The organism is Pseudomonas sp. 58 R 12, from assembly GCF_900005865.1.
GTDB lineage: Bacteria > Pseudomonadota > Gammaproteobacteria > Pseudomonadales > Pseudomonadaceae > Aquipseudomonas > Aquipseudomonas tritici.
Genome location: NZ_CVTP01000002.1, coordinates 140927 through 159738, shown reverse-complemented (window position 1 = coordinate 159738; position 18812 = coordinate 140927). Strand labels below are relative to the sequence as shown.

The 18812-nt window shown below is 56.5% G+C and carries 27 protein-coding genes; 25 read left to right on the top strand and 2 right to left on the bottom strand.

From position 1 onward, the window contains the following. The first annotated feature begins 3 nt into the window (after positions 1 to 3). From rplP to bfr, 22 genes are all read left to right on the top strand, one after another. Positions 4 to 417 (top strand): 50S ribosomal protein L16, encoded by a 414-nt coding sequence (gene rplP / locus BFP95_RS01205; RefSeq protein ID WP_003232424.1) that lies wholly within the window; start codon positions 4 to 6, stop codon positions 415 to 417. After that, a complete protein-coding gene (gene rpmC / locus BFP95_RS01200; RefSeq protein ID WP_002555481.1) occupies positions 417 to 608 on the top strand; it encodes a 50S ribosomal protein L29 in 192 nt (63 codons plus the stop codon). The genes rplP and rpmC overlap by 1 nt, the downstream gene beginning before the upstream one ends. Positions 609 to 610: 2 nt before the next feature. Beyond that, positions 611 to 877, top strand: a complete 267-nt coding sequence (gene rpsQ / locus BFP95_RS01195) for a 30S ribosomal protein S17 (RefSeq protein ID WP_003176419.1) — start codon at positions 611 to 613, stop codon at positions 875 to 877. 23 nt (positions 878 to 900) lie between these two features. Beyond that, positions 901 to 1269, top strand: coding sequence for a 50S ribosomal protein L14 (rplN, locus tag BFP95_RS01190; RefSeq protein ID WP_002555479.1), 369 nt, complete (start codon positions 901 to 903; stop codon positions 1267 to 1269). 11 nt (positions 1270 to 1280) lie between these two features. Further along, the gene (gene rplX / locus BFP95_RS01185) at positions 1281 to 1595 is read left to right on the top strand and encodes a 50S ribosomal protein L24 (protein ID WP_003176416.1); all 315 of its coding nucleotides are present in this window, start codon (positions 1281 to 1283) and stop codon (positions 1593 to 1595) included. A 20-nt stretch (positions 1596 to 1615) separates the two neighbouring features. Next, positions 1616 to 2155, top strand: coding sequence for a 50S ribosomal protein L5 (gene rplE / locus BFP95_RS01180; protein ID WP_003176415.1), 540 nt, complete (start codon positions 1616 to 1618; stop codon positions 2153 to 2155). Positions 2156 to 2168: 13 nt separating this feature from the next. Next, positions 2169 to 2474: a 30S ribosomal protein S14 gene (gene rpsN, locus BFP95_RS01175; RefSeq protein WP_003176414.1), complete on the top strand. Its 306-nt coding sequence runs from the start codon at positions 2169 to 2171 to the stop codon at positions 2472 to 2474. 208 nt (positions 2475 to 2682) lie between these two features. Continuing rightward, positions 2683 to 3075, top strand: coding sequence for a 30S ribosomal protein S8 (gene rpsH, locus BFP95_RS01170; RefSeq protein ID WP_010566853.1), 393 nt, complete (start codon positions 2683 to 2685; stop codon positions 3073 to 3075). 12 nt (positions 3076 to 3087) lie between these two features. After that, complete coding sequence (gene rplF / locus BFP95_RS01165) at positions 3088 to 3621, top strand: 50S ribosomal protein L6 (RefSeq protein ID WP_003176412.1); 534 nt, start codon at positions 3088 to 3090, stop codon at positions 3619 to 3621. 10 nt (positions 3622 to 3631) lie between these two features. Continuing rightward, positions 3632 to 3982, top strand: coding sequence for a 50S ribosomal protein L18 (gene rplR / locus BFP95_RS01160; RefSeq protein WP_003176410.1), 351 nt, complete (start codon positions 3632 to 3634; stop codon positions 3980 to 3982). Positions 3983 to 3985: 3 nt separating this feature from the next. Next, entirely contained in the window at positions 3986 to 4486 is a 501-nt protein-coding gene (gene rpsE / locus BFP95_RS01155; RefSeq protein WP_003176409.1) for a 30S ribosomal protein S5, read from the top strand. A gap of 2 nt (positions 4487 to 4488) precedes the next feature. After that, positions 4489 to 4665, top strand: coding sequence for a 50S ribosomal protein L30 (gene rpmD / locus BFP95_RS01150; RefSeq protein WP_003176408.1), 177 nt, complete (start codon positions 4489 to 4491; stop codon positions 4663 to 4665). A gap of 3 nt (positions 4666 to 4668) precedes the next feature. Beyond that, positions 4669 to 5106: a 50S ribosomal protein L15 gene (gene rplO / locus BFP95_RS01145; RefSeq protein ID WP_003176407.1), complete on the top strand. Its 438-nt coding sequence runs from the start codon at positions 4669 to 4671 to the stop codon at positions 5104 to 5106. Continuing rightward, positions 5107 to 6435 carry a preprotein translocase subunit SecY gene (gene secY / locus BFP95_RS01140; RefSeq protein ID WP_003176406.1) on the top strand — a complete coding sequence of 443 codons (1329 nt, stop codon included), beginning with the start codon at positions 5107 to 5109 and terminating at the stop codon, positions 6433 to 6435. Positions 6436 to 6463: 28 nt separating this feature from the next. Beyond that, positions 6464 to 6580 (top strand): 50S ribosomal protein L36, encoded by a 117-nt coding sequence (gene rpmJ, locus BFP95_RS28680; RefSeq protein WP_002555468.1) that lies wholly within the window; start codon positions 6464 to 6466, stop codon positions 6578 to 6580. A 129-nt stretch (positions 6581 to 6709) separates the two neighbouring features. Further along, positions 6710 to 7066, top strand: a complete 357-nt coding sequence (gene rpsM / locus BFP95_RS01135; protein WP_003210063.1) for a 30S ribosomal protein S13 — start codon at positions 6710 to 6712, stop codon at positions 7064 to 7066. A gap of 30 nt (positions 7067 to 7096) precedes the next feature. Further along, positions 7097 to 7486: a 30S ribosomal protein S11 gene (rpsK, locus tag BFP95_RS01130; RefSeq protein ID WP_002555466.1), complete on the top strand. Its 390-nt coding sequence runs from the start codon at positions 7097 to 7099 to the stop codon at positions 7484 to 7486. An 18-nt stretch (positions 7487 to 7504) separates the two neighbouring features. Next, a complete protein-coding gene (gene rpsD, locus BFP95_RS01125) occupies positions 7505 to 8125 on the top strand; it encodes a 30S ribosomal protein S4 (RefSeq protein ID WP_003210056.1) in 621 nt (206 codons plus the stop codon). Between the two features lie 22 nt (positions 8126 to 8147). Continuing rightward, positions 8148 to 9149, top strand: coding sequence for a DNA-directed RNA polymerase subunit alpha (rpoA, locus tag BFP95_RS01120; protein WP_003176403.1), 1002 nt, complete (start codon positions 8148 to 8150; stop codon positions 9147 to 9149). 41 nt (positions 9150 to 9190) lie between these two features. Continuing rightward, a complete protein-coding gene (rplQ, locus tag BFP95_RS01115; protein ID WP_017135967.1) occupies positions 9191 to 9577 on the top strand; it encodes a 50S ribosomal protein L17 in 387 nt (128 codons plus the stop codon). Between the two features lie 235 nt (positions 9578 to 9812). Beyond that, the gene (locus BFP95_RS01110; protein WP_065909019.1) at positions 9813 to 11261 is read left to right on the top strand and encodes a catalase; all 1449 of its coding nucleotides are present in this window, start codon (positions 9813 to 9815) and stop codon (positions 11259 to 11261) included. Positions 11262 to 11416: 155 nt separating this feature from the next. Next, entirely contained in the window at positions 11417 to 11881 is a 465-nt protein-coding gene (gene bfr, locus BFP95_RS01105) for a bacterioferritin (RefSeq protein ID WP_015886133.1), read from the top strand. 66 nt (positions 11882 to 11947) lie between these two features. On the opposite strand, the gene uvrA is transcribed toward bfr, so the two are convergent. Beyond that, positions 11948 to 14782 (bottom strand): excinuclease ABC subunit UvrA, encoded by a 2835-nt coding sequence (uvrA, locus tag BFP95_RS01100; protein ID WP_065909015.1) that lies wholly within the window; start codon positions 14780 to 14782, stop codon positions 11948 to 11950. A 178-nt stretch (positions 14783 to 14960) separates the two neighbouring features. Between uvrA and BFP95_RS01095 the strand changes: the two genes are divergently transcribed. Then, positions 14961 to 16355 carry an MFS transporter gene (locus tag BFP95_RS01095; protein ID WP_065909012.1) on the top strand — a complete coding sequence of 465 codons (1395 nt, stop codon included), beginning with the start codon at positions 14961 to 14963 and terminating at the stop codon, positions 16353 to 16355. 9 nt (positions 16356 to 16364) lie between these two features. After that, entirely contained in the window at positions 16365 to 16892 is a 528-nt protein-coding gene (locus BFP95_RS01090; protein WP_010467282.1) for a single-stranded DNA-binding protein, read from the top strand. 148 nt (positions 16893 to 17040) lie between these two features. Here the strand turns inward: BFP95_RS01090 and BFP95_RS01085 are convergent, their stop codons facing one another. Further along, positions 17041 to 17949: a LysR family transcriptional regulator gene (locus BFP95_RS01085; protein WP_065909007.1), complete on the bottom strand. Its 909-nt coding sequence runs from the start codon at positions 17947 to 17949 to the stop codon at positions 17041 to 17043. Between the two features lie 100 nt (positions 17950 to 18049). Between BFP95_RS01085 and tam the strand changes: the two genes are divergently transcribed. After that, positions 18050 to 18811, top strand: coding sequence for a trans-aconitate 2-methyltransferase (gene tam / locus BFP95_RS01080; protein ID WP_065872592.1), 762 nt, complete (start codon positions 18050 to 18052; stop codon positions 18809 to 18811). Position 18812: the final 1 nt, after the last annotated feature.

The following is an 18812-nucleotide window of genomic DNA, read 5'->3' as shown; positions in this document are numbered from 1 at the left end:
CAAATGTTGCAACCTAAGCGTACGAAGTTCCGCAAGCAGATGACAGGCCACAACCGTGGTCTGGCTCAGCGCGGTAGCAAAGTCAGCTTCGGCGAGTTCGCGCTGAAGTCTGTAGCTCGTGGTCGTCTCACCGCTCGTCAGATCGAGTCAGCGCGTCGTGCTCTGACCCGTCACGTTAAACGTGGCGGCAAGATCTGGATCCGTGTATTCCCGGACAAGCCTATCTCCAAAAAGCCCCTCGAAGTTCGTATGGGTAAAGGTAAGGGTAACGTGGAGTACTGGGTTGCCCAGATTCAGCCAGGCAAAGTCCTGTATGAAATCGAGGGTGTTACTGAAGAGCTGGCGCGTGAGGCTTTTGCCCTGGCTGCTGCAAAGCTGCCGCTCGCCACCGCCTTTGTTAAACGGACGGTGATGTGATGAAAGCGAATGAACTTCGTGAAAAATCCGCACAGCAGCTGAACGAGCAATTGCTCGGCTTGCTGCGCGACCAGTTCAATCTGCGTATGCAGAAAGCAACTGGCCAGTTGGGGCAGTCTCATCTGCTCTCGCAAGTTAAGCGTGACATCGCTCGCGTGAAGACTGTGCTCAACCAGCAGGCAGGTAAGTGATCATGGCTGAAGCCGAAAAGACTGTCCGTACGCTGACTGGCCGTGTTGTCAGCGACAAGATGGACAAAACCATCACCGTACTGATCGAGCGTCGCGTTAAGCACCCGATCTACGGTAAATATGTTAAGCGTTCGACTAAGCTGCACGCGCACGACGAAACCAACCAGTGCCACATCGGCGACAAAGTCACTATTCGTGAAACTCGTCCGCTGGCCAAGACCAAGTCTTGGGCATTGGTTGATGTTCTCGAACGCGCTGTGGAAGTCTAAGGACTAGGGGTCGGAGAAATTATATGATTCAGACTCAATCCATGCTCGATGTGGCCGATAACAGCGGCGCTCGCCGTGTTATGTGCATCAAGGTGCTGGGTGGCTCCCATCGTCGTTACGCTGGTATCGGTGACATCATCAAAGTTACCGTGAAGGAAGCAATTCCTCGCGGTAAGGTGAAGAAAGGCCAAGTGATGACTGCTGTTGTAGTCCGCACTCGTCACGGCGTACGTCGTGCTGATGGCTCCATTATCCGCTTTGATGGCAACGCTGCTGTTCTTCTGAACAACAAGCAAGAGCCGATCGGCACCCGTATCTTTGGGCCAGTGACCCGTGAACTTCGTACTGAGAAGTTCATGAAGATCGTCTCGCTCGCCCCAGAAGTGCTGTAAGGAGATCCGACATGCAAAAGATTCGTCGTGACGACGAGATCATCGTGATCGCCGGCAAAGACAAAGGTAAGCGCGGTAAGGTGCTTAAGGTTCTCGCTAATAACCGTCTGGTTATCGGTGGTCTGAACCTGGTTAAGCGTCATACCAAGCCTAACCCGATGTCGGGCGTACAAGGCGGTATCGTCGAAAAAGAAGCTCCACTGGACGCTTCTAACGTCGCCATTTTCAACGGCGAAACCAACAAGGCTGACCGCGTTGGTTTCAAAGTAGAAGATGGCAAGAAAATTCGTGTCTTCAAGTCGACCCAAAAAGCGGTTGATGCTTGAACACTGCTAGGTAGAAGACCATGGCACGACTAAAAGAGATTTACTGGAAAGAAATCGCACCGAAACTTAAGGAAGAACTTAAGCTTTCGAACGTGATGGAAGTTCCACGCGTTACCAAAATTACCCTGAACATGGGTCTGGGCGAAGCGGTCGGCGACAAAAAAGTCATCGAACACGCCGTTGCTGACCTAGAAAAGATCACCGGTCAAAAAGTCGTTGTGACTTACGCTCGGAAATCCATCGCTGGCTTTAAAGTCCGTGAAGGTTGGCCGATCGGCGTCAAAGTGACTCTGCGCCGTGAGCGTATGTACGAATTCCTGGATCGTCTGCTGTCGATCTCCCTGCCTCGGGTTCGCGACTTCCGCGGCCTGAATGCCAAGTCCTTCGATGGTCGTGGTAACTACAGCATGGGCGTGAAAGAGCAGATCATCTTCCCGGAAATCGACTACGACAAGATCGATGCTCTCCGCGGTCTGGACATCACCCTGACCACCACTGCCAAGAACGATGATGAAGGTCGCGCCCTGTTGCGTGCTTTCAAATTCCCGTTCCGCAACTGATTGGAGTAGGACCATGGCCAAGATGAGCATGAAAAACCGCGAGCTGAAGCGTCAGCTCACGGTTGCCAAGTACGCCAAGAAGCGTGCAGCACTGAAAGCAATCATCGTTGATCTGAACGCAAGTCCAGAAGCGCGTTGGGAAGCTACAGTTGCTCTGCAGAAGCAGCCACGTGACGCAAGCGCTTCGCGCATGCGTAACCGCTGCCGCCTGACCGGTCGTCCACACGGCGTTTACCGCAAGTTCGGCCTCGGCCGTAACAAACTGCGTGAAGCGGCAATGCGTGGTGACGTACCAGGTCTGGTTAAAGCCAGCTGGTAAGTACTTTCAGCGTCCAGGTGGTCGGTATCGCAAGATACTGACCGCCGGTGACCTTGAATCTGGAACAAGCCCCTTTTGGGGCTTGTTTCATTTCTGGAGTGTGTTTAAAATACGCGGCTCGCCTGAGCCCGTGTTTTTTATGCTCGGAGATTCTCGGCGACATATGTAGCCGCAAGGCTAATTTTTTTGTATTAGGAGCGTCTAGCCCATGAGTATGCAGGACCCGTTAGCGGACATGCTAACTCGTATCCGTAATGCCCAGATGGCTGAAAAGTCCGTCGTAAGCATGCCATCTTCCAAGTTGAAGGTAGCTGTTGCCAAAGTCCTGAAAGACGAAGGCTACATTGCGGGTTATCAGATCAGCAGCGAAACCAAGCCACTGCTGTCCATCGAGCTGAAGTACTTCGAAGGCCGTTCGGTCATCGAGGAAGTGAAGCGCGTTAGCCGTCCAGGCCTGCGTCAGTACAAGTCCGCCGAAGATCTGCCGAAAGTTCGTGGCGGTCTGGGTGTGTCTATCGTCTCCACCAACAAAGGTGTGATGACGGATCGTGCTGCGCGCGCTGCCGGTGTCGGCGGCGAAGTTCTTTGCACTGTGTTCTAAGGGGGGATAAGCATGTCACGCGTCGCTAAGAACCCCGTTAAGCTGCCAGCCGGTGTCGAAGTAAAATTCGCAGGCCAACAGCTTTCGGTGAAGGGTGCCAAGGGTACTCTTGAACTGAACATCCATTCGTCCGTTGAGATCGTTGAAGAAGCTGGTGAGCTGCGTTTCGCTGCTCGCAATGGCGATCAACAAACTCGCGCAATGGCCGGTACCACGCGTGCGTTGGTAAACAACATGGTCCAAGGCGTAAGCCAAGGCTTCGAGCGTAAGCTCCAGCTGGTCGGTGTTGGTTACAAAGCGCAAGCAAAAGGCACGGTTTTGAACCTGGCCCTTGGCTTCTCGCACCCAGTGGATTACGAACTGCCGGAAGGCATCACCGCTGAGACCCCTAGCCAAACCGATATCCTGATCAAGGGCATCGATAAGCAGCTGGTAGGTCAGGTGGCCGCTGAGATCCGCGACTTCCGTCCACCAGAGCCGTACAAAGGCAAAGGTGTGCGCTACGCGGACGAAGTCGTCCGTCGTAAAGAAGCCAAGAAGAAGTAGGGCATAGCAAATGACCGACAAAAAAGTTACTCGACTGCGTCGCGCTCGCAAAGCACGCCTGAAAATGCACGAACTCGAAGTCGTGCGTCTCTGCGTGTATCGCTCGTCGCAGCACATCTACGCCCAGGTCATCTCGGCCGACGGCAACCAGGTCCTGGCAAGCGCCTCGACTTTGGATAAAGAACTGCGTGATGGTGCCACTGGCAACATCGACGCGGCCACTAAGGTTGGCCAGCTGGTCGCTACGCGTGCTAAGGCCGCTGGCGTCTCGCAAGTGGCTTTCGACCGCTCTGGCTTCAAGTACCACGGTCGCGTGAAAGCGCTGGCTGATGCTGCTCGTGAAGCTGGGCTGGAGTTCTAAGTTATGTCAAATAACGACCAAAAGCGCGACGAAGGCTACATTGAGAAGCTGGTTCAAGTTAACCGCGTAGCCAAAACCGTTAAAGGCGGCCGTATCTTCACTTTCACCGCGTTGACCGTGGTTGGTGATGGTAAAGGGCGTGTTGGCTTCGGCCGTGGCAAGTCACGTGAAGTGCCTGCCGCGATCCAGAAGGCAATGGAAGCTGCTCGTCGCAACATGATCCAAGTTGATCTGAACGGCACCACTCTGCAGTACGCAATGAAGTCCGCTCATGGCGCTTCGAAGGTGTACATGCAGCCTGCCTCTGAAGGTACCGGTATCATCGCTGGCGGCGCTATGCGTGCTGTCCTCGAAGTTGCTGGCGTTCAGAACGTTCTGGCCAAGTGCTACGGCTCGACTAACCCGGTAAACGTGGTTCACGCCACTTTCAAAGGTTTGAAAGCTATGCAATCTCCTGAGTCCATCGCTGCGAAGCGTGGTCTGACTGTCAAGGAGATCTTCTGATCATGGCTACCGTTAAAGTAACGCTGATCAAAAGCATGACCGGCCGCATCCCTAACCACAAACTGTGCGTTAAAGGTTTGGGTCTGCGTCGCATCGGTCACACTGTAGAAGTCCAGGATACTCCCGAGAATCGCGGGATGATCAACAAGGCTTACTACATGCTGCGTGTAGAGGGTTAATCGATGAAACTCAATGATCTGAGTCCAGCGCCGGGTTCCCGTCGCGAAAAGCATCGTCCGGGCCGTGGTATCGGTAGCGGTTTGGGTAAGACTGGTGGCCGTGGCCACAAAGGTCAAACCTCCCGCTCCGGTGGCACCATCGCTCCAGGCTTTGAAGGCGGTCAACAGCCGCTGCATCGTCGCCTGCCTAAGTTCGGTTTCGTATCCCTGAAAGCCATGGACCGCGCAGAAGTGCGTTTGTCCGAGCTGGCCAAAGTGGAAGGCGACATCGTTACTGTGCAGACCCTGAAAGATGCCAACGTGATCAACGTCAACGTACAGCGTGTGAAAATCATGCTGTCCGGTGAAGTGACTCGCGCTGTCACTATCGGCAAGGGAATCGGCGCCACCAAAGGTGCGCGTTCGGCTATCGAAGCAGCTGGCGGCAAGTTCGAGGAATAAATGGCTAAGCAAGGTGCTCTCTCAGCGCTCGGCAAAGGCGGTATGTCTGAACTCTGGGCTCGTCTGCGTTTTCTGTTCCTGGCGATTATCGTCTACCGAATAGGCGCACACATCCCGGTTCCAGGTATCAACCCGGACCGACTCGCAGACCTGTTTCGACAGAATGAGGGGACCATTCTTAGCTTGTTCAACATGTTTTCCGGCGGCGCGCTGGAACGGATGAGCATCTTTGCACTGGGGATCATGCCGTATATTTCGGCATCGATCATCATGCAACTGATGACCGCCGTCAGCCCGCAGCTGGAGCAGTTGAAGAAGGAAGGTGAAGCTGGCCGTCGCAAGATTAGCCAGTACACCCGCTACGGCACTGTCATCCTCGCCTTGGTTCAAGCTATCGGCATGTCCGTTGGCCTGGCCGGGCAGGGTGTTGCGTTCACTGGTGACTTTGGCTTCCATTTCGTCGCGGTATCCACGTTTGTGGCTGGTGCGATGTTCATGATGTGGCTGGGTGAGCAGATTACTGAGCGTGGTGTTGGTAACGGTATCTCGATGTTGATTTTCGCAGGTATCGTCGCCGGTCTTCCGAGAGCAATTGGGCAGTCTTTCGAGTCTGCACGTCAGGGTGATATCAACATTTTCGCTTTGGTTGCCATCGGTTTGCTGGCAGTAGCGATTATCGGTTTTGTGGTGTTCATTGAGCGTGGCCAGCGTCGTATTGCTGTTCACTACGCCAAGCGTCAGCAGGGCCGTAAGGTTTTTGCTGCGCAGACCAGCCACTTGCCGCTGAAAGTGAATATGGCCGGTGTTATTCCGGCAATTTTCGCGAGCAGCATTTTGCTGTTTCCGGCTTCGTTGGGTACCTGGTTTGGTCAGTCTGAAAATATGGGCTGGCTGCAGGACCTCTCTCAGTCGATCGCTCCTGGTCAGCCGTTGAATATTCTGCTGTTTAGTGCAGGGATTATTTTCTTCTGCTTCTTCTATACGGCGTTGATGTTCAATCCGAAAGACGTAGCGGAAAACCTGAAGAAGTCCGGTGCCTTTATTCCGGGCATCCGTCCAGGTGAGCAGTCTGCACGCTACATTGATGGCGTTCTGACCCGTTTGACCCTGTTCGGTGCTCTATATATGACGGCCGTGTGCTTGCTTCCCCAGTTTCTGGTGGTTGCAGCAAACGTTCCGTTCTACCTTGGCGGGACCTCGTTGCTGATCGTGGTCGTGGTTGTGATGGACTTCATGTCCCAAGTACAATCGCACCTCGTTTCGCACCAGTACGAATCCCTGATGAAGAAAGCCAACCTGAAGGGCTACGGCAGCGGCATGTTGCGCTGAGTACCCCATAAGGTTCGAGGAGTTGGTGATGAAAGTTCGTGCATCGGTGAAAAAGCTGTGCCGTAACTGCAAGATTATTCGCCGCGAAGGTGTTGTTCGAGTAATTTGCAGCGCGGAACCGCGTCACAAACAGCGCCAAGGCTGAGTGTGATCCGCTTGAAGCCCGGCAGCTAGTGCGCTGCCGGGTTGATTATTTGTTATTACAGCGATATTATCTCGCGCCCTATTTCTTGGCTTCCGGGGCGTAGGTAGCTGTCAATTGGAGTCCCACTGAATGGCCCGTATTGCAGGCGTTAACATTCCAGATAACAAGCACACTGTTATCTCGCTGACCTACATCTATGGTGTTGGTCGCACTACTGCGCAGAAAATTTGCGCAGACACTGGGGTAAACCCAGCCGCAAAGATCAAAGATCTGAGCGACGAGCAGATTGAGCTGTTGCGTGGCGAAGTGGCGAAGTTCACCACTGAAGGTGACCTGCGTCGCGAAATCAACATGAAAATCAAGCGTTTGATGGACCTCGGTTGCTACCGTGGTCTGCGTCATCGTCGTGGTCTTCCAGTACGCGGTCAGCGTACCAAGACTAACGCGCGTACCCGTAAAGGTCCGCGTAAGCCGATCCGCAAGTAATCGCCCACGCGAATCGACAGGAAAATTATCATGGCTAAACCTGCTGCTCGTCCTCGTAAAAAAGTTAAAAAGACAGTGGTTGATGGCATCGCCCACATCCATGCTTCTTTTAACAACACAATCGTGACCATCACCGACCGTCAAGGTAACGCGCTTTCTTGGGCTACCTCCGGTGGTTCGGGTTTCCGCGGTTCCCGCAAGTCCACCCCGTTTGCTGCTCAAGTAGCTGCTGAACGTGCTGGTCAAGCTGCGCTGGAATACGGCCTGAAAAACCTTGACGTTAACGTCAAAGGTCCAGGTCCAGGTCGTGAGTCTGCTGTCCGTGCTTTGAACGGCTGTGGCTATAAGATCGCCAGCATCACCGACGTGACGCCAATCCCGCACAACGGGTGCCGTCCGCCGAAGAAGCGCCGCGTGTAATCCAGGAGATTGTAAAGAATGGCTCGTTACATTGGTCCAAAATGCAAACTCGCTCGTCGTGAAGGCACCGATCTCTTCTTGAAGAGCGGCGTGCGTGCGATCGAATCGAAGTGCAACATTGAAGCAGCACCTGGTATCCACGGCCAACGCCGCGGTCGCCAGTCCGATTACGGCACCCAACTGCGTGAAAAGCAGAAGGTCCGTCGTATCTACGGCGTTCTCGAGCGTCAATTCAGCGGCTACTACAAAGAAGCTGCTGGCAAGAAAGGTGCAACCGGTGAAAACCTGCTGCAACTGCTCGAATGCCGTCTGGACAACGTTGTATACCGTATGGGCTTTGGTTCGACTCGCGCCGAATCCCGTCAGCTGGTATCGCACAAATCCGTCAGCGTAAACGGCCAAACCGTTAACGTCCCGTCCTACCAGGTTCGTGCTGGTGACGTGGTCGCGATTCGCGAGAAAGCAAAAAACCAACTTCGCATTGTCCAAGCTCTCGATCTGTGTGCCCAACGTGGCCGCGTAGAATGGGTAGAAGTAGACACTGAGAAGAAGTCGGGCGTTTTCAAGAACGTTCCTGCTCGCAGTGATCTGTCCGCCGACATCAACGAAAGCCTGATTGTCGAGCTCTACTCCAAGTAAGGGCTAGAAAATAGGTGCATCCATGCAGATTTCGGTAAATGAGTTCCTGACACCCCGCCACATTGATGTGCAGGTTGTCAGTCCAACCCGCGCCAAGATCACGCTCGAGCCTCTCGAGCGTGGTTTTGGCCACACCCTGGGCAACGCGCTGCGCCGCATCCTGTTGTCCTCAATGCCCGGCTGTGCAGTAGTCGAGGCCGAGATTGACGGTGTGCTCCACGAGTACAGCGCCATCGAAGGTGTACAGGAAGACGTAATTGAAATCCTGTTGAACCTTAAAGGTCTGGCTATCAAGCTGCACGGCCGTGACGAAGTTACGCTGACCTTGTCGAAGAAGGGTTCGGGGGTGGTTACCGCTGCCGATATTCAGCTGGATCATGATGTCGAGATCGTTAATCCCGATCACGTAATCGCTAACCTGGCGTCTAACGGCGCCCTGAACATGAAGCTCACTGTAGCTCGTGGTCGTGGTTATGAACCGGCCGACTCGCGTCAGAGCGATGAAGATGAAAGCCGCAGCATTGGTCGCTTGCAGCTTGACTCTTCGTTCAGCCCGGTTCGCCGTATCGCATACGTGGTGGAAAACGCCCGTGTCGAGCAGCGTACTAACCTGGACAAGCTGGTTATTGATCTGGAAACCAATGGTACTCTGGATCCTGAAGAGGCTATCCGCCGCGCTGCAACCATTCTGCAACAGCAGTTGGCTGCGTTCGTCGACCTCAAAGGTGACAGCGAACCAGTGGTAATCGAGCAGGAAGACGAGATCGATCCGATCCTGCTTCGCCCGGTTGACGATCTGGAACTGACTGTACGTTCGGCTAACTGCCTTAAGGCGGAAAACATTTACTACATCGGTGACCTGATTCAGCGCACCGAAGTAGAACTGTTGAAGACTCCGAACCTGGGCAAGAAATCCTTGACTGAAATCAAGGACGTTCTGGCCTCCCGCGGTCTGTCCCTCGGCATGCGCCTCGACAACTGGCCGCCTGCAAGTCTTAAGAAGGACGACAAGGCGACTGCCTGATCGTCGTAATCACCGAACGTGAGTTTGGTAAGGAATGAACCATGCGTCATCGTAAAAGTGGTCGTCACCTGAGCCGTACCAGCTCGCACCGCAAGGCCATGTTTCAAAACATGGCGGTGTCGCTGTTCGAGCACGAGCTGATCAAAACTACACTGCCAAAAGCTAAAGAACTGCGTCGCGTTGCTGAGCCGCTGATCACTTTGGCTAAGACAGACAGCCTGGCTAACCGCCGTTTGGTTTTCGACCGTACTCGTTCGAAAGCTATCGTTGGTAAGCTCTTCAACGACCTGGGCAAGCGTTACGCTACCCGTGAGGGTGGCTACCTGCGCATCCTCAAGTGCGGCTTCCGCACTGGCGACAACGCGCCAATGGCGTACGTCGAGTTGGTTGATCGTGCTACTGCCGGCGAAGCTGTAAGCGCCGAGTAAGACGACAAGCTGTAACGAAGAACCGGGCCTAGTGCCCGGTTTTTTGTGCGCGTAATAAAAGCGTGATTTGTACAAGCGTCCACGGGTTGTGCTTGGCAATATGCCTCTGGGGAGGTTGGTAGTTATTTTCTATCGATGCCGACAATTTAATGAATTTGTAGGTGTCATGTCGATGATCAATACTCCCTCCAAGCCGACTAGCCGGCAGTTCCAAGTCCGACCTGAGGAAGATTGCATGAGCCAGAATAAAATCCTTACTACCGCCAGCGGCGCGCCCGTTGCGGACAATCAGAATTCCCGTTCCGCCGGTCCACGTGGTCCCTTGCTGCTCGACGATTTCCACCTGATCGAGAAGCTCGCGCACTTCAACCGTGAAAACATTCCGGAACGTCGCGTGCACGCGAAAGGTTCGGGTGCCTTTGGTACCTTCACGGTTACTCAAGACATTACCCAATACACCAGCGCCAAGTTGTTTGAGTCTGTTGGCAAGCAAACCCCGACCTTCTTGCGCTTTTCCACCGTTGGTGGTGAGCGTGGTTCGGCTGATACCGAACGCGACCCACGCGGCTTCGCCTTGAAGTTCTACACCGAAGAAGGCAACTGGGACATCGTCGGGAACAACACCCCAGTGTTCTTCATTCGCGATCCTTTAAAGTTTCCGGACTTCATCCACACCCAGAAGCGCCTGCCGCAAAGCAATCTCAAAAGCGCTCAGATGATGTGGGACTTCTGGTCGCACTCTCCGGAGGCACTGCACCAGGTCACCATTCTGTTTTCGGACCGTGGCATCCCTGATGGCTATCGCCACATGCACGGCTTCGGCAGTCACACCTACAGCCTGATTAACGCCAATGGCGAGCGCCACTGGGTGAAGTGGCACTACAAGACTAAGCAAGGCATCAAGAACTTGGCGCCGGCTGAGGCCGCGCGCCTGGCCGGTACCGATCCGGATTACGCCCAGCGCGATCTGTTCGGCGCGATTGAGCGCGGTGATTTCCCGAAATGGCGGGTCTGCATCCAGATCATGACCGAGGCCCAGGCTAATGCTCACTACGAGAACCCCTTTGACGTGACCAAGACCTGGTCGCAGAAGGAGTTCCCGTTAATCGAAGTTGGCGAGCTCGAACTCAACCGCAATCCGCAGAACTACTTCGCTGAAGTGGAGCAGGCTGCGTTCGGCCCGAGCAACATGGTGCCGGGTGTAGGCCTGTCGCCAGACCGTATGCTGCAAGGTCGTGTGTTCGCATACGCAGATGCTCACCGTTACCGCGTCGGCACCAATCACCAGCAACTGCCGGTGAATGCCCCACGTAACCAGGTGAACAGCTACCAGCGTGATGGTTCGATGGCATTTGGCAGCAACGGTGGCGCGGGGCCCAACTACGAGCCGAACAGCTACGCAGATGCGCCGAAGCAAGCACCACAATACGCGGAGCCTGCGTTGGCATTGAGCGGTGCTGCTGACCGTTATGATCACCGGGAAGACACCGATTACTACAGCCACGCAGGTGCACTGTTCCGCCTGATGAACGATGAGCAGAAAGCGTTGCTCACCAACAACATCGCCGGTGCAATGGGTGGCGTTTCCAGTGATGTGGTTCAGCGCCAATTGCAGCATTTCTACAAAGCAGATCCTGCTTATGGAGAAGCAATCGCAAAGGCACTGGGTGTCTCGCTTAGCTAACTCTAAACGATAAGCAGAACCGCCCTCATTTGGGCGGTTTTTGCGTTATTTCAGCCACTTTTCTCTGAAAATCTTCACTTTTCTGCCGTTGATCCCGTGACCTCCGGGTCATCATGGTTCAAACTACAGACTTTCAAGCAGGGAGATGTAGGGCGATGCAAGGTCACCCCGACGTAATCGATTACCTCAACACGTTGCTGACGGGCGAACTGGCTGCTCGTGACCAATATTTCATCCATTCGCGCATGTACGAAGACTGGGGCTTTACCGAGCTCTACGAGCGTATCAACCACGAGATGGAAGAAGAGGCACAGCACGCCGACGCACTGATGCGCCGTATCCTCATGCTCGAAGGCACGCCACGTATGCGTCCCGATGATCTGGATGTGGGGACCACGGTACCTGACATGCTCGCTGCCGACTTGCGCCTCGAGTACAAGGTCCGTGCCGCGCTCTGCAAAGGCATCGAGCTCTGTGAGCAGCATAATGACTATGTCACCCGGGAAATCCTGCGGGTGCAGTTGAATGACACCGAAGAAGATCATACCTATTGGCTTGAAAAGCAGTTGGGCCTGATCAAGCTGGTTGGCTTGGAGAATTACCTGCAATCGCAGTTCTGATTCCCGGCTACAAAAAAGCCCCTGTCACCGCAACGTGACAGGGGCTTTTCATTGGGCCCGAAAAACTCAGGCCCGGTCGCGTTCCAGCAACGGCTTCAAGTAGAAGCCCGTGTGCGACTGCGGCATTTCGGAAACTTGCTCCGGTGTGCCTACCGCGATGATCTGGCCACCCTTGGAACCACCTTCAGGCCCCAAGTCAACCAACCAGTCGGCGGTCTTGATCACATCCAGGTTGTGCTCGATCACTACCACGGTGTTGCCGTGGTCGCGCAGGCGGTGCAACACGTCCAACAGTTGCTGTATATCCGCAAAATGCAGGCCGGTGGTCGGCTCATCGAGGATGTACAGGGTCTTGCCGGTGTCGCGCTTGGACAACTCGCGGGACAGCTTCACCCGTTGCGCCTCACCACCGGACAGCGTGGTCGCTGATTGACCCAGCTTGATATACGACAGGCCTACATCCATCAGTGTCTGCAGCTTGCGCGCCAACGCCGGAACCGCGTCAAAGAACACCCGTGCTTCCTCGATGGTCATCTCCAGGGTTTCGTGGATGCTTTTGCCCTTGTATTTGATCTCCAGGGTCTCGCGGTTATAGCGCTTGCTCTTGCACACATCGCACGGCACGTAAATGTCCGGCAGGAAGTGCATCTCCACCTTGATCAAGCCATCGCCCTGGCACGCTTCACAGCGACCGCCCTTGACGTTGAACGAGAACCGGCCCGGCCCATAACCCCGTGAGCGGGACTCCGGAACGCCAGCAAACAACTCACGAATGGGTGTAAACAACCCGGTGTAGGTCGCCGGGTTGGAACGCGGCGTGCGGCCAATTGGGCTCTGGTCGATATCGACGACTTTGTCCAGAAGCTCCAGACCCTTGATGCTGTCGTGAGCAGCCGCTTCCAGCGTAGTCGCGCCGTTCAAGGCGGTGGCACTCAAGGGGAACAGCGTGTTGTTGATCAGTGTCGACTTGCCCGAGCCGGAAACACCGGTCACGCAGGTCAACAGGCCCAGCGGAATTTCCAGGTCGACATTGCGCAAGTTATTGCCACGCGCGCCCTTGAGGTGCAGCGCCTGCTTCTTGTTGCGCGGTGTGCGTTTAGCCGGCACGGCAATTTTCACACGGCCAGACAAGTACTTGCCGGTCAGCGAGTCCGGATGGGCCATGACCTCGGCAGGCGTACCTTCGGCAACAATATGCCCGCCATGCACACCCGCGCCCGGGCCGATATCAACCACATAGTCGGCCAGGCGAATCGCATCTTCATCGTGCTCGACCACGATCACCGTGTTGCCGATATCCCGAAGGTGTTTCAGCGTGCCCAGCAGACGATCGTTGTCGCGTTGGTGCAAGCCAATCGACGGCTCATCGAGGATGTACAGTACACCCACGAGGCCGGCACCAATCTGGCTGGCCAAGCGAATCCGCTGGGCTTCACCGCCAGACAACGTGTCGGCACTTCGGTCCAGAGACAGGTAGTCCAGGCCAACGTTGACCAGGAACTGCAACCTCTCGCGAATTTCCTTGAGAATCTTGTCGGCGATTTCCCCACGGCGCCCCGTCAACTTGAGCACACCAAAGTACTCGCAGGCATCACCGATTGGCAGGTTGGTCACCGCAGGCAACGTCTTCTCGCCCACCCACACATGCCGCGCCTCTCGACGCAGGCGTGTGCCACGGCAATCCGGGCAAGGCTGGGTGCTGAGGAATTTAGCCAGTTCTTCACGCACGCTCGCCGATTCGGTTTCGCGGTAGCGACGCTCGAGATTCGGCACAATGCCTTCGAACGGGTGGGAGCGCTTGACGATATCGCCCCGGTCATTCAGGTACTTGAAGTCGACGTTCTGCGAGCCGCTGCCGTGCAGGATGACTTTCTGCTGTTCGGCCGGCAGTTCGTTGAAAGGTACTTCGAGGCTGAACTTATAGTGCGACGCCAGCGACCCCAGCATCTGGAAGTAGTAGACGTTACGCCTGTCCCAGCCACGTATCGCGCCCTCCGCCAGCGTCAAGTCATCATTGACCAGACGCTTGATGTCGAAGAACTGCTTCACGCCCAGGCCATCACAGGTCGGGCAGGCGCCGGCCGGGTTGTTGAAGGAGAACAGCTTGGGTTCCAGCTCACTGATTGCGTGCCCGCAGATCGGGCAAGCAAAGCGCGCGGAGAAGATGATCTCTTCGCCCGGCTCGTCATCCATCGGAGCCACCAGGGCAATGCCGTCGGCCAGCTTCAACGCGGTTTCGAAGGATTCCGCAAGGCGCTGTTGAAGGTCTGCCCGCACTTTGAAACGGTCGACGACCACATCAATCGAGTGCTTCTTCTGCTTGTCGAGCTTCGGCGCTTCGTCCAGCTCGTAGAGCTTGCCGTTGATTCGCGCCCGCACAAAACCTTGCGCCCGCAGTTCTTCGAAGACGGAAAGGTGTTCACCCTTGCGCTCACGAATCACCGGTGCCAGCAGCATCAGCTTGGCGCCTTCCGGCTGGGCGAGCACCAGGTCGACCATCTGGCTGACGGTCTGGGCTTCCAGGGGAATATCGTGGTCCGGGCAACGCGGAATACCCACGCGCGCATACAGCAGGCGCAGGTAGTCGTAGATTTCGGTAATGGTGCCCACGGTGGAGCGCGGGTTATGGGAAGTCGATTTTTGCTCGATGGAAATTGCCGGCGACAGGCCTTCAATGGTGTCGACGTCGGGCTTTTCCATCATCGACAGGAACTGGCGGGCATAGGCCGACAGCGATTCCACGTAGCGACGCTGGCCTTCGGCATACAGCGTGTCAAACGCCAGCGACGATTTGCCGGACCCGGACAAGCCGGTGATGACAATCAGTTTGTCCCGTGGCAGGGTCAGGTCGATGTTCTTCAGGTTGTGGGTTCTAGCCCCACGAATCAGGATCTTGTCCAAGATGGCCTCGCACGGCGGGCGTAAATAATGCCGGAGTATACGGCTAAAGACTGGATGAATATACACTGTCAAAAGGCCGCTTGCAGCCTTAGATGAAAGCTGCGCGGCAAAGCGCCGCATATACCCTCTCAATCGATGGGACTGGTAGAATCGCCGCCGGTTCACACGAGGTTTTTCCATGCACGATCCCCACAGCGAACGCATGAGTAGCGGCGAGACCCGAGCAGCAAGCGGTCTGGCCCTGGTGTTCGCCTTCCGTATGCTGGGCATGTTTATGGTGTTGCCAGTGCTGGCGACCTATGGGATGGACCTCGCAGGCGCGACCCCGGCATTGATCGGCCTGGCCATTGGCGCGTATGGCCTGACCCAGGCGATTTTTCAGATTCCGTTCGGGATCATTTCTGACCGCATCGGCCGCCGTCCGGTGATCTATCTGGGTCTGATCGTGTTCGCTCTCGGCAGTGTGCTCGCGGCGCAATCGGATTCGATATGGGGCGTGATTGCCGGACGCATCCTGCAAGGGGCCGGTGCGATTTCCGCCGCGGTCATGGCGCTGCTGTCAGACCTGACCCGTGAACAACACCGCACCAAGGCCATGGCCATGATCGGCATGACCATCGGCCTGTCGTTCGCCGTGGCCATGGTCGTCGGCCCCCTGCTGACACGCGCGTTCGGCTTGCACGGGCTGTTCCTGGCCACCGGCGGCATGGCGCTGTTCGGTATCGTGATCGTTGCCTTTATGGTGCCGCGCTCCACGGGTACGTTGCAGCATCGCGAGTCGGGCGTCGCGCGCAAGGCGTTATTGCCGACGCTCAAGCATCCCGACCTGCTGCGCCTGGATTTAGGTATCTTCGTATTACACGCCATGCTCATGTGCAGCTTCGTCGCCTTGCCCCTGGCGCTGGTGGAAAAAGCCGGGCTGCCCAAGGAACAGCACTGGTGGGTCTACCTCACCGCGCTGTTGATTTCGTTCTTCGCCATGATCCCGTTCATCATCTATGGCGAGAAGAAACGCAAAATGAAACGAGTTCTCTTGGGCGCCGTCGCGACGTTGATGCTCACTGAGCTATTCTTCTGGCAGTTCGGCGACAGCCTGCGGGCGCTGGTAATCGGCACGGTGGTATTTTTCACCGCGTTCAACCTGCTGGAGGCTTCATTGCCTTCGCTGATCAGTAAGGTTTCACCGGCCGGCGGCAAAGGGACGGCCATGGGGGTGTATTCCACCAGCCAGTTCCTGGGTTCTGCACTGGGCGGCATCATGGGTGGCTGGATGTTCCAGCATGGCGGTTTGTCGGTTGTCTTCCTGGGATGCGCCGGGCTGGCTGCACTTTGGCTGGTCTTTGCTGTTACCATGCGCGAACCTCCATACGTCACAAGCCTGCGCCTGCCGTTGTCGCCCGAAGCCATTCGTGAAGCTGGCCTGGTAGAGCGCCTTAAGGCCGTTGTTGGAGTAACAGATGCAGTCGTGGTCGCTGAAGAGGCGGCCATTTACATCAAATTGGACACCGAATTATTGGATCGCGCGACGCTTGAGCAACTGGTCAACCCAGTGCCGACAGCGCGCCCAGCTTAGGAGAACGTTATGGCCCGTGGGGTTAACAAAGTCATATTGGTCGGTACATGCGGCCAGGATCCCGAGGTTCGCTACTTGCCTAACGGTAACGCCGTGACCAACCTGAGTCTGGCGACCAGCGAACAGTGGACCGACAAGCAGACTGGCCAGAAGGTCGAAAAAACCGAATGGCACCGCGTGTCGATGTTCGGCAAGGTTGCAGAGATTGCTGGTGAGTACCTGCGCAAAGGTTCGCAGGTGTACATCGAAGGCAAGCTGCAAACCCGTGAGTGGGAAAAAGACGGCATCAAGCGTTACACCACTGAAATCGTGGTCGACATGCAAGGCACCATGCAACTGCTGGGCGGCCGTCCACAGCAGGGCGACCAACAAGGCGGGGGCAATAACTACCAGCAGTCCGCACCGGCCCCACGCCAGCAGGCTCCGCGTCCGCAGCAGTCGGCACCGCAACAGTCGCGCCAGGCGCCGCCTCCACAACAGGCTGCTCCACAACCGGCTCCGGATTTCGACAGCTTTGATGACGATATCCCGTTCTAGCGGTCACCTTAGACCTTTTTGTAAGGTTTAGACCTGAAGCCCCCGCACTGCGGGGGCTTTGCATTTCTAAGTGAGGACTTCATCCTCAATGGCGACCCCTACATGAGCACGTTGACACGGATGAAATAGCGCAGCGTTTAATCGGCGATCAGGCGTCCGCCTCGGCCGCCGTCACCACCATCTCTTTGAACCGGCGTAACACTGCGGATCCGTCATCAATCCGCGTCGCCAAATGCAGTGGCGCCACCAGGCTCTGACACTCCGTCAGTTCCCGATACACGATGCCGTCCCCGCGCAACCGTTGCATCGACGCCGGCACGATGGACACCCCCAGTCCCGCCGCTACCAGGCTGAGTGTCGCGGTCATGCGCGGGGCTTCCTGGACCACCTGAGGGCTGAACCCCGCTTCACGGCACGCCACCAGAATCGCGTCATACAGGCCCAACCCCACGCGGCGGCGATAGAGCACGAAGGACTCGCTCGCCAATGCCTTCAAGGGCAGGGGAGAGCCCGCATTGAGTGCCAGCGGATGATCAGTGGGCAGCGCCAGCAACATCGGCTCCACCAGGATCGGGTCGTCCTGCAGCAATTGAGTCCCGCTGAGGGGGGAGCGGATAAACGCCGCGTCCAGTTTTTCATGCGCCAACGCGTCCAGCAGTTCGCCGGTGCCAGCTTCTTCCAACACCACCGTGACGCCGACATAGGTTTCGCGAAATAACCGCAACACACTCGGCACAAAGGGATGCAGTGCAGCCGAGCTAGTGAATCCGATCGCCAGCCGTCCGCGCTCACCCCGTGCGGCAAGGCGCACTACGTCCGCAATGCCTTCAGCCTGCGCGAGTAGTTCACGGGCCTCGTCCAGTAAAGCGAGCCCGGCGGTAGTGGGTCGCACGCCTCGGGGCAAACGCTCCATCAGCACCACGCCCAACTCGGCTTCGAGGCTTTGCAGCATCCGTGTCAACGGCGGCTGCTGCATGCCCAGGCGTTCGGCAGCGCGGGTGATATAACCTTCTTCGGCGATGGCTACGAAGGCCTTGAGTTGGCGAAGCTCCAGCATAGGAATACTTTTCAGGTATGGGAGAGTGCCAATCCTGGCATTTGTTCTCATGGCTCACAAGATTTAGGCTGTGGCCAACCTCAAACAGAAGGAAGCCGTGATGACCTGGTCTGCCAAGCAATACACGATGTTTGAACAGCAACGCACCCGTCCCGTCCGCGACCTGGTCGCGGCCATTCCGAATACCGAGGTGCGCACGGCTGTCGACCTGGGCTGCGGTCCCGGCAATTCCACCGAGGTGCTGGCCGAGCGCTTCCCGCATGCGCACGTTACCGGCATGGACAGCTCCGACGACATGCTGGTCGATGCACGCCAACGGCTACCGGCGCTGAACTTCGAACTGGCGGACATCGGCGCCTGGAACCCCGCACAGACTTTCGATGTGATCCTGGCCAACGCGTCGCTGCAATGGCTGCCTGACCACGCCACGCTTTACCCGCACTTGGTCCACCAACTGACACCCGCTGGCACGCTGGCGGTGCAAACGCCGGACAACCTCGATGAGCCTGCCCACCGACTTGCCCGTGAAGTTGCCGCTGATGGCCCGTGGTCTGCCAGGATCGGCGCGGTCAAACACAATGAACGCCACACCGCGAGCTACTACTACGAGCTGCTGAGCAAACATTGCAGCACCGTCGATGTGTGGCGCACCACCTATCAGCACCCGCTGGCGGATTACGCTACGGTGGTGGAGTGGTTCAAGGCCTCGGCCCTAAGACCCTTCCTGGCGCCGTTGACCGATAGCGAGAAGGCTGCCTTCCTGCAGGAGTACCAGGCGCGGATTGCCCAGGCTTACCCAGCCCTGGCCGATGGCACCGTGCTGCTGCCTTTTCCGCGCCTGTTCATTATCGCTACCCGCTAAC

Excerpts from the sequence above, each read along its gene's own strand:
- rpsM (WP_003210063.1), top strand. The coding sequence starts at position 6,710 with ATGGCCCGTATTGCAGGCGTTAACATTCCAGATAACAAGCACACTGTT.
- rpmD (WP_003176408.1), top strand. The coding sequence starts at position 4,489 with ATGGCTACCGTTAAAGTAACGCTGATCAAAAGCATGACCGGCCGCATC.
- BFP95_RS01085 (WP_065909007.1), bottom strand. The coding sequence starts at position 17,949 with ATGCTGGAGCTTCGCCAACTCAAGGCCTTCGTAGCCATCGCCGAAGAA.
- rplO (WP_003176407.1), top strand. The coding sequence starts at position 4,669 with ATGAAACTCAATGATCTGAGTCCAGCGCCGGGTTCCCGTCGCGAAAAG.
- rplE (WP_003176415.1), top strand. The coding sequence starts at position 1,616 with ATGGCACGACTAAAAGAGATTTACTGGAAAGAAATCGCACCGAAACTT.
- tam (WP_065872592.1), top strand. The coding sequence starts at position 18,050 with ATGACCTGGTCTGCCAAGCAATACACGATGTTTGAACAGCAACGCACC.
- rplR (WP_003176410.1), top strand. The coding sequence starts at position 3,632 with ATGACCGACAAAAAAGTTACTCGACTGCGTCGCGCTCGCAAAGCACGC.
- BFP95_RS01110 (WP_065909019.1), top strand. The coding sequence starts at position 9,813 with ATGAGCCAGAATAAAATCCTTACTACCGCCAGCGGCGCGCCCGTTGCG.
- rpsD (WP_003210056.1), top strand. The coding sequence starts at position 7,505 with ATGGCTCGTTACATTGGTCCAAAATGCAAACTCGCTCGTCGTGAAGGC.
- rpsH (WP_010566853.1), top strand. The coding sequence starts at position 2,683 with ATGAGTATGCAGGACCCGTTAGCGGACATGCTAACTCGTATCCGTAAT.
- rpoA (WP_003176403.1), top strand. The coding sequence starts at position 8,148 with ATGCAGATTTCGGTAAATGAGTTCCTGACACCCCGCCACATTGATGTG.
- rpsK (WP_002555466.1), top strand. The coding sequence starts at position 7,097 with ATGGCTAAACCTGCTGCTCGTCCTCGTAAAAAAGTTAAAAAGACAGTG.
- rpmC (WP_002555481.1), top strand. The coding sequence starts at position 417 with ATGAAAGCGAATGAACTTCGTGAAAAATCCGCACAGCAGCTGAACGAG.
- rpmJ (WP_002555468.1), top strand. The coding sequence starts at position 6,464 with ATGAAAGTTCGTGCATCGGTGAAAAAGCTGTGCCGTAACTGCAAGATT.
- rpsQ (WP_003176419.1), top strand. The coding sequence starts at position 611 with ATGGCTGAAGCCGAAAAGACTGTCCGTACGCTGACTGGCCGTGTTGTC.
- rplX (WP_003176416.1), top strand. The coding sequence starts at position 1,281 with ATGCAAAAGATTCGTCGTGACGACGAGATCATCGTGATCGCCGGCAAA.
- rplF (WP_003176412.1), top strand. The coding sequence starts at position 3,088 with ATGTCACGCGTCGCTAAGAACCCCGTTAAGCTGCCAGCCGGTGTCGAA.
- rplP (WP_003232424.1), top strand. The coding sequence starts at position 4 with ATGTTGCAACCTAAGCGTACGAAGTTCCGCAAGCAGATGACAGGCCAC.
- bfr (WP_015886133.1), top strand. The coding sequence starts at position 11,417 with ATGCAAGGTCACCCCGACGTAATCGATTACCTCAACACGTTGCTGACG.
- BFP95_RS01090 (WP_010467282.1), top strand. The coding sequence starts at position 16,365 with ATGGCCCGTGGGGTTAACAAAGTCATATTGGTCGGTACATGCGGCCAG.
- rplN (WP_002555479.1), top strand. The coding sequence starts at position 901 with ATGATTCAGACTCAATCCATGCTCGATGTGGCCGATAACAGCGGCGCT.
- rpsE (WP_003176409.1), top strand. The coding sequence starts at position 3,986 with ATGTCAAATAACGACCAAAAGCGCGACGAAGGCTACATTGAGAAGCTG.
- rpsN (WP_003176414.1), top strand. The coding sequence starts at position 2,169 with ATGGCCAAGATGAGCATGAAAAACCGCGAGCTGAAGCGTCAGCTCACG.
- BFP95_RS01095 (WP_065909012.1), top strand. The coding sequence starts at position 14,961 with ATGCACGATCCCCACAGCGAACGCATGAGTAGCGGCGAGACCCGAGCA.
- secY (WP_003176406.1), top strand. The coding sequence starts at position 5,107 with ATGGCTAAGCAAGGTGCTCTCTCAGCGCTCGGCAAAGGCGGTATGTCT.
- rplQ (WP_017135967.1), top strand. The coding sequence starts at position 9,191 with ATGCGTCATCGTAAAAGTGGTCGTCACCTGAGCCGTACCAGCTCGCAC.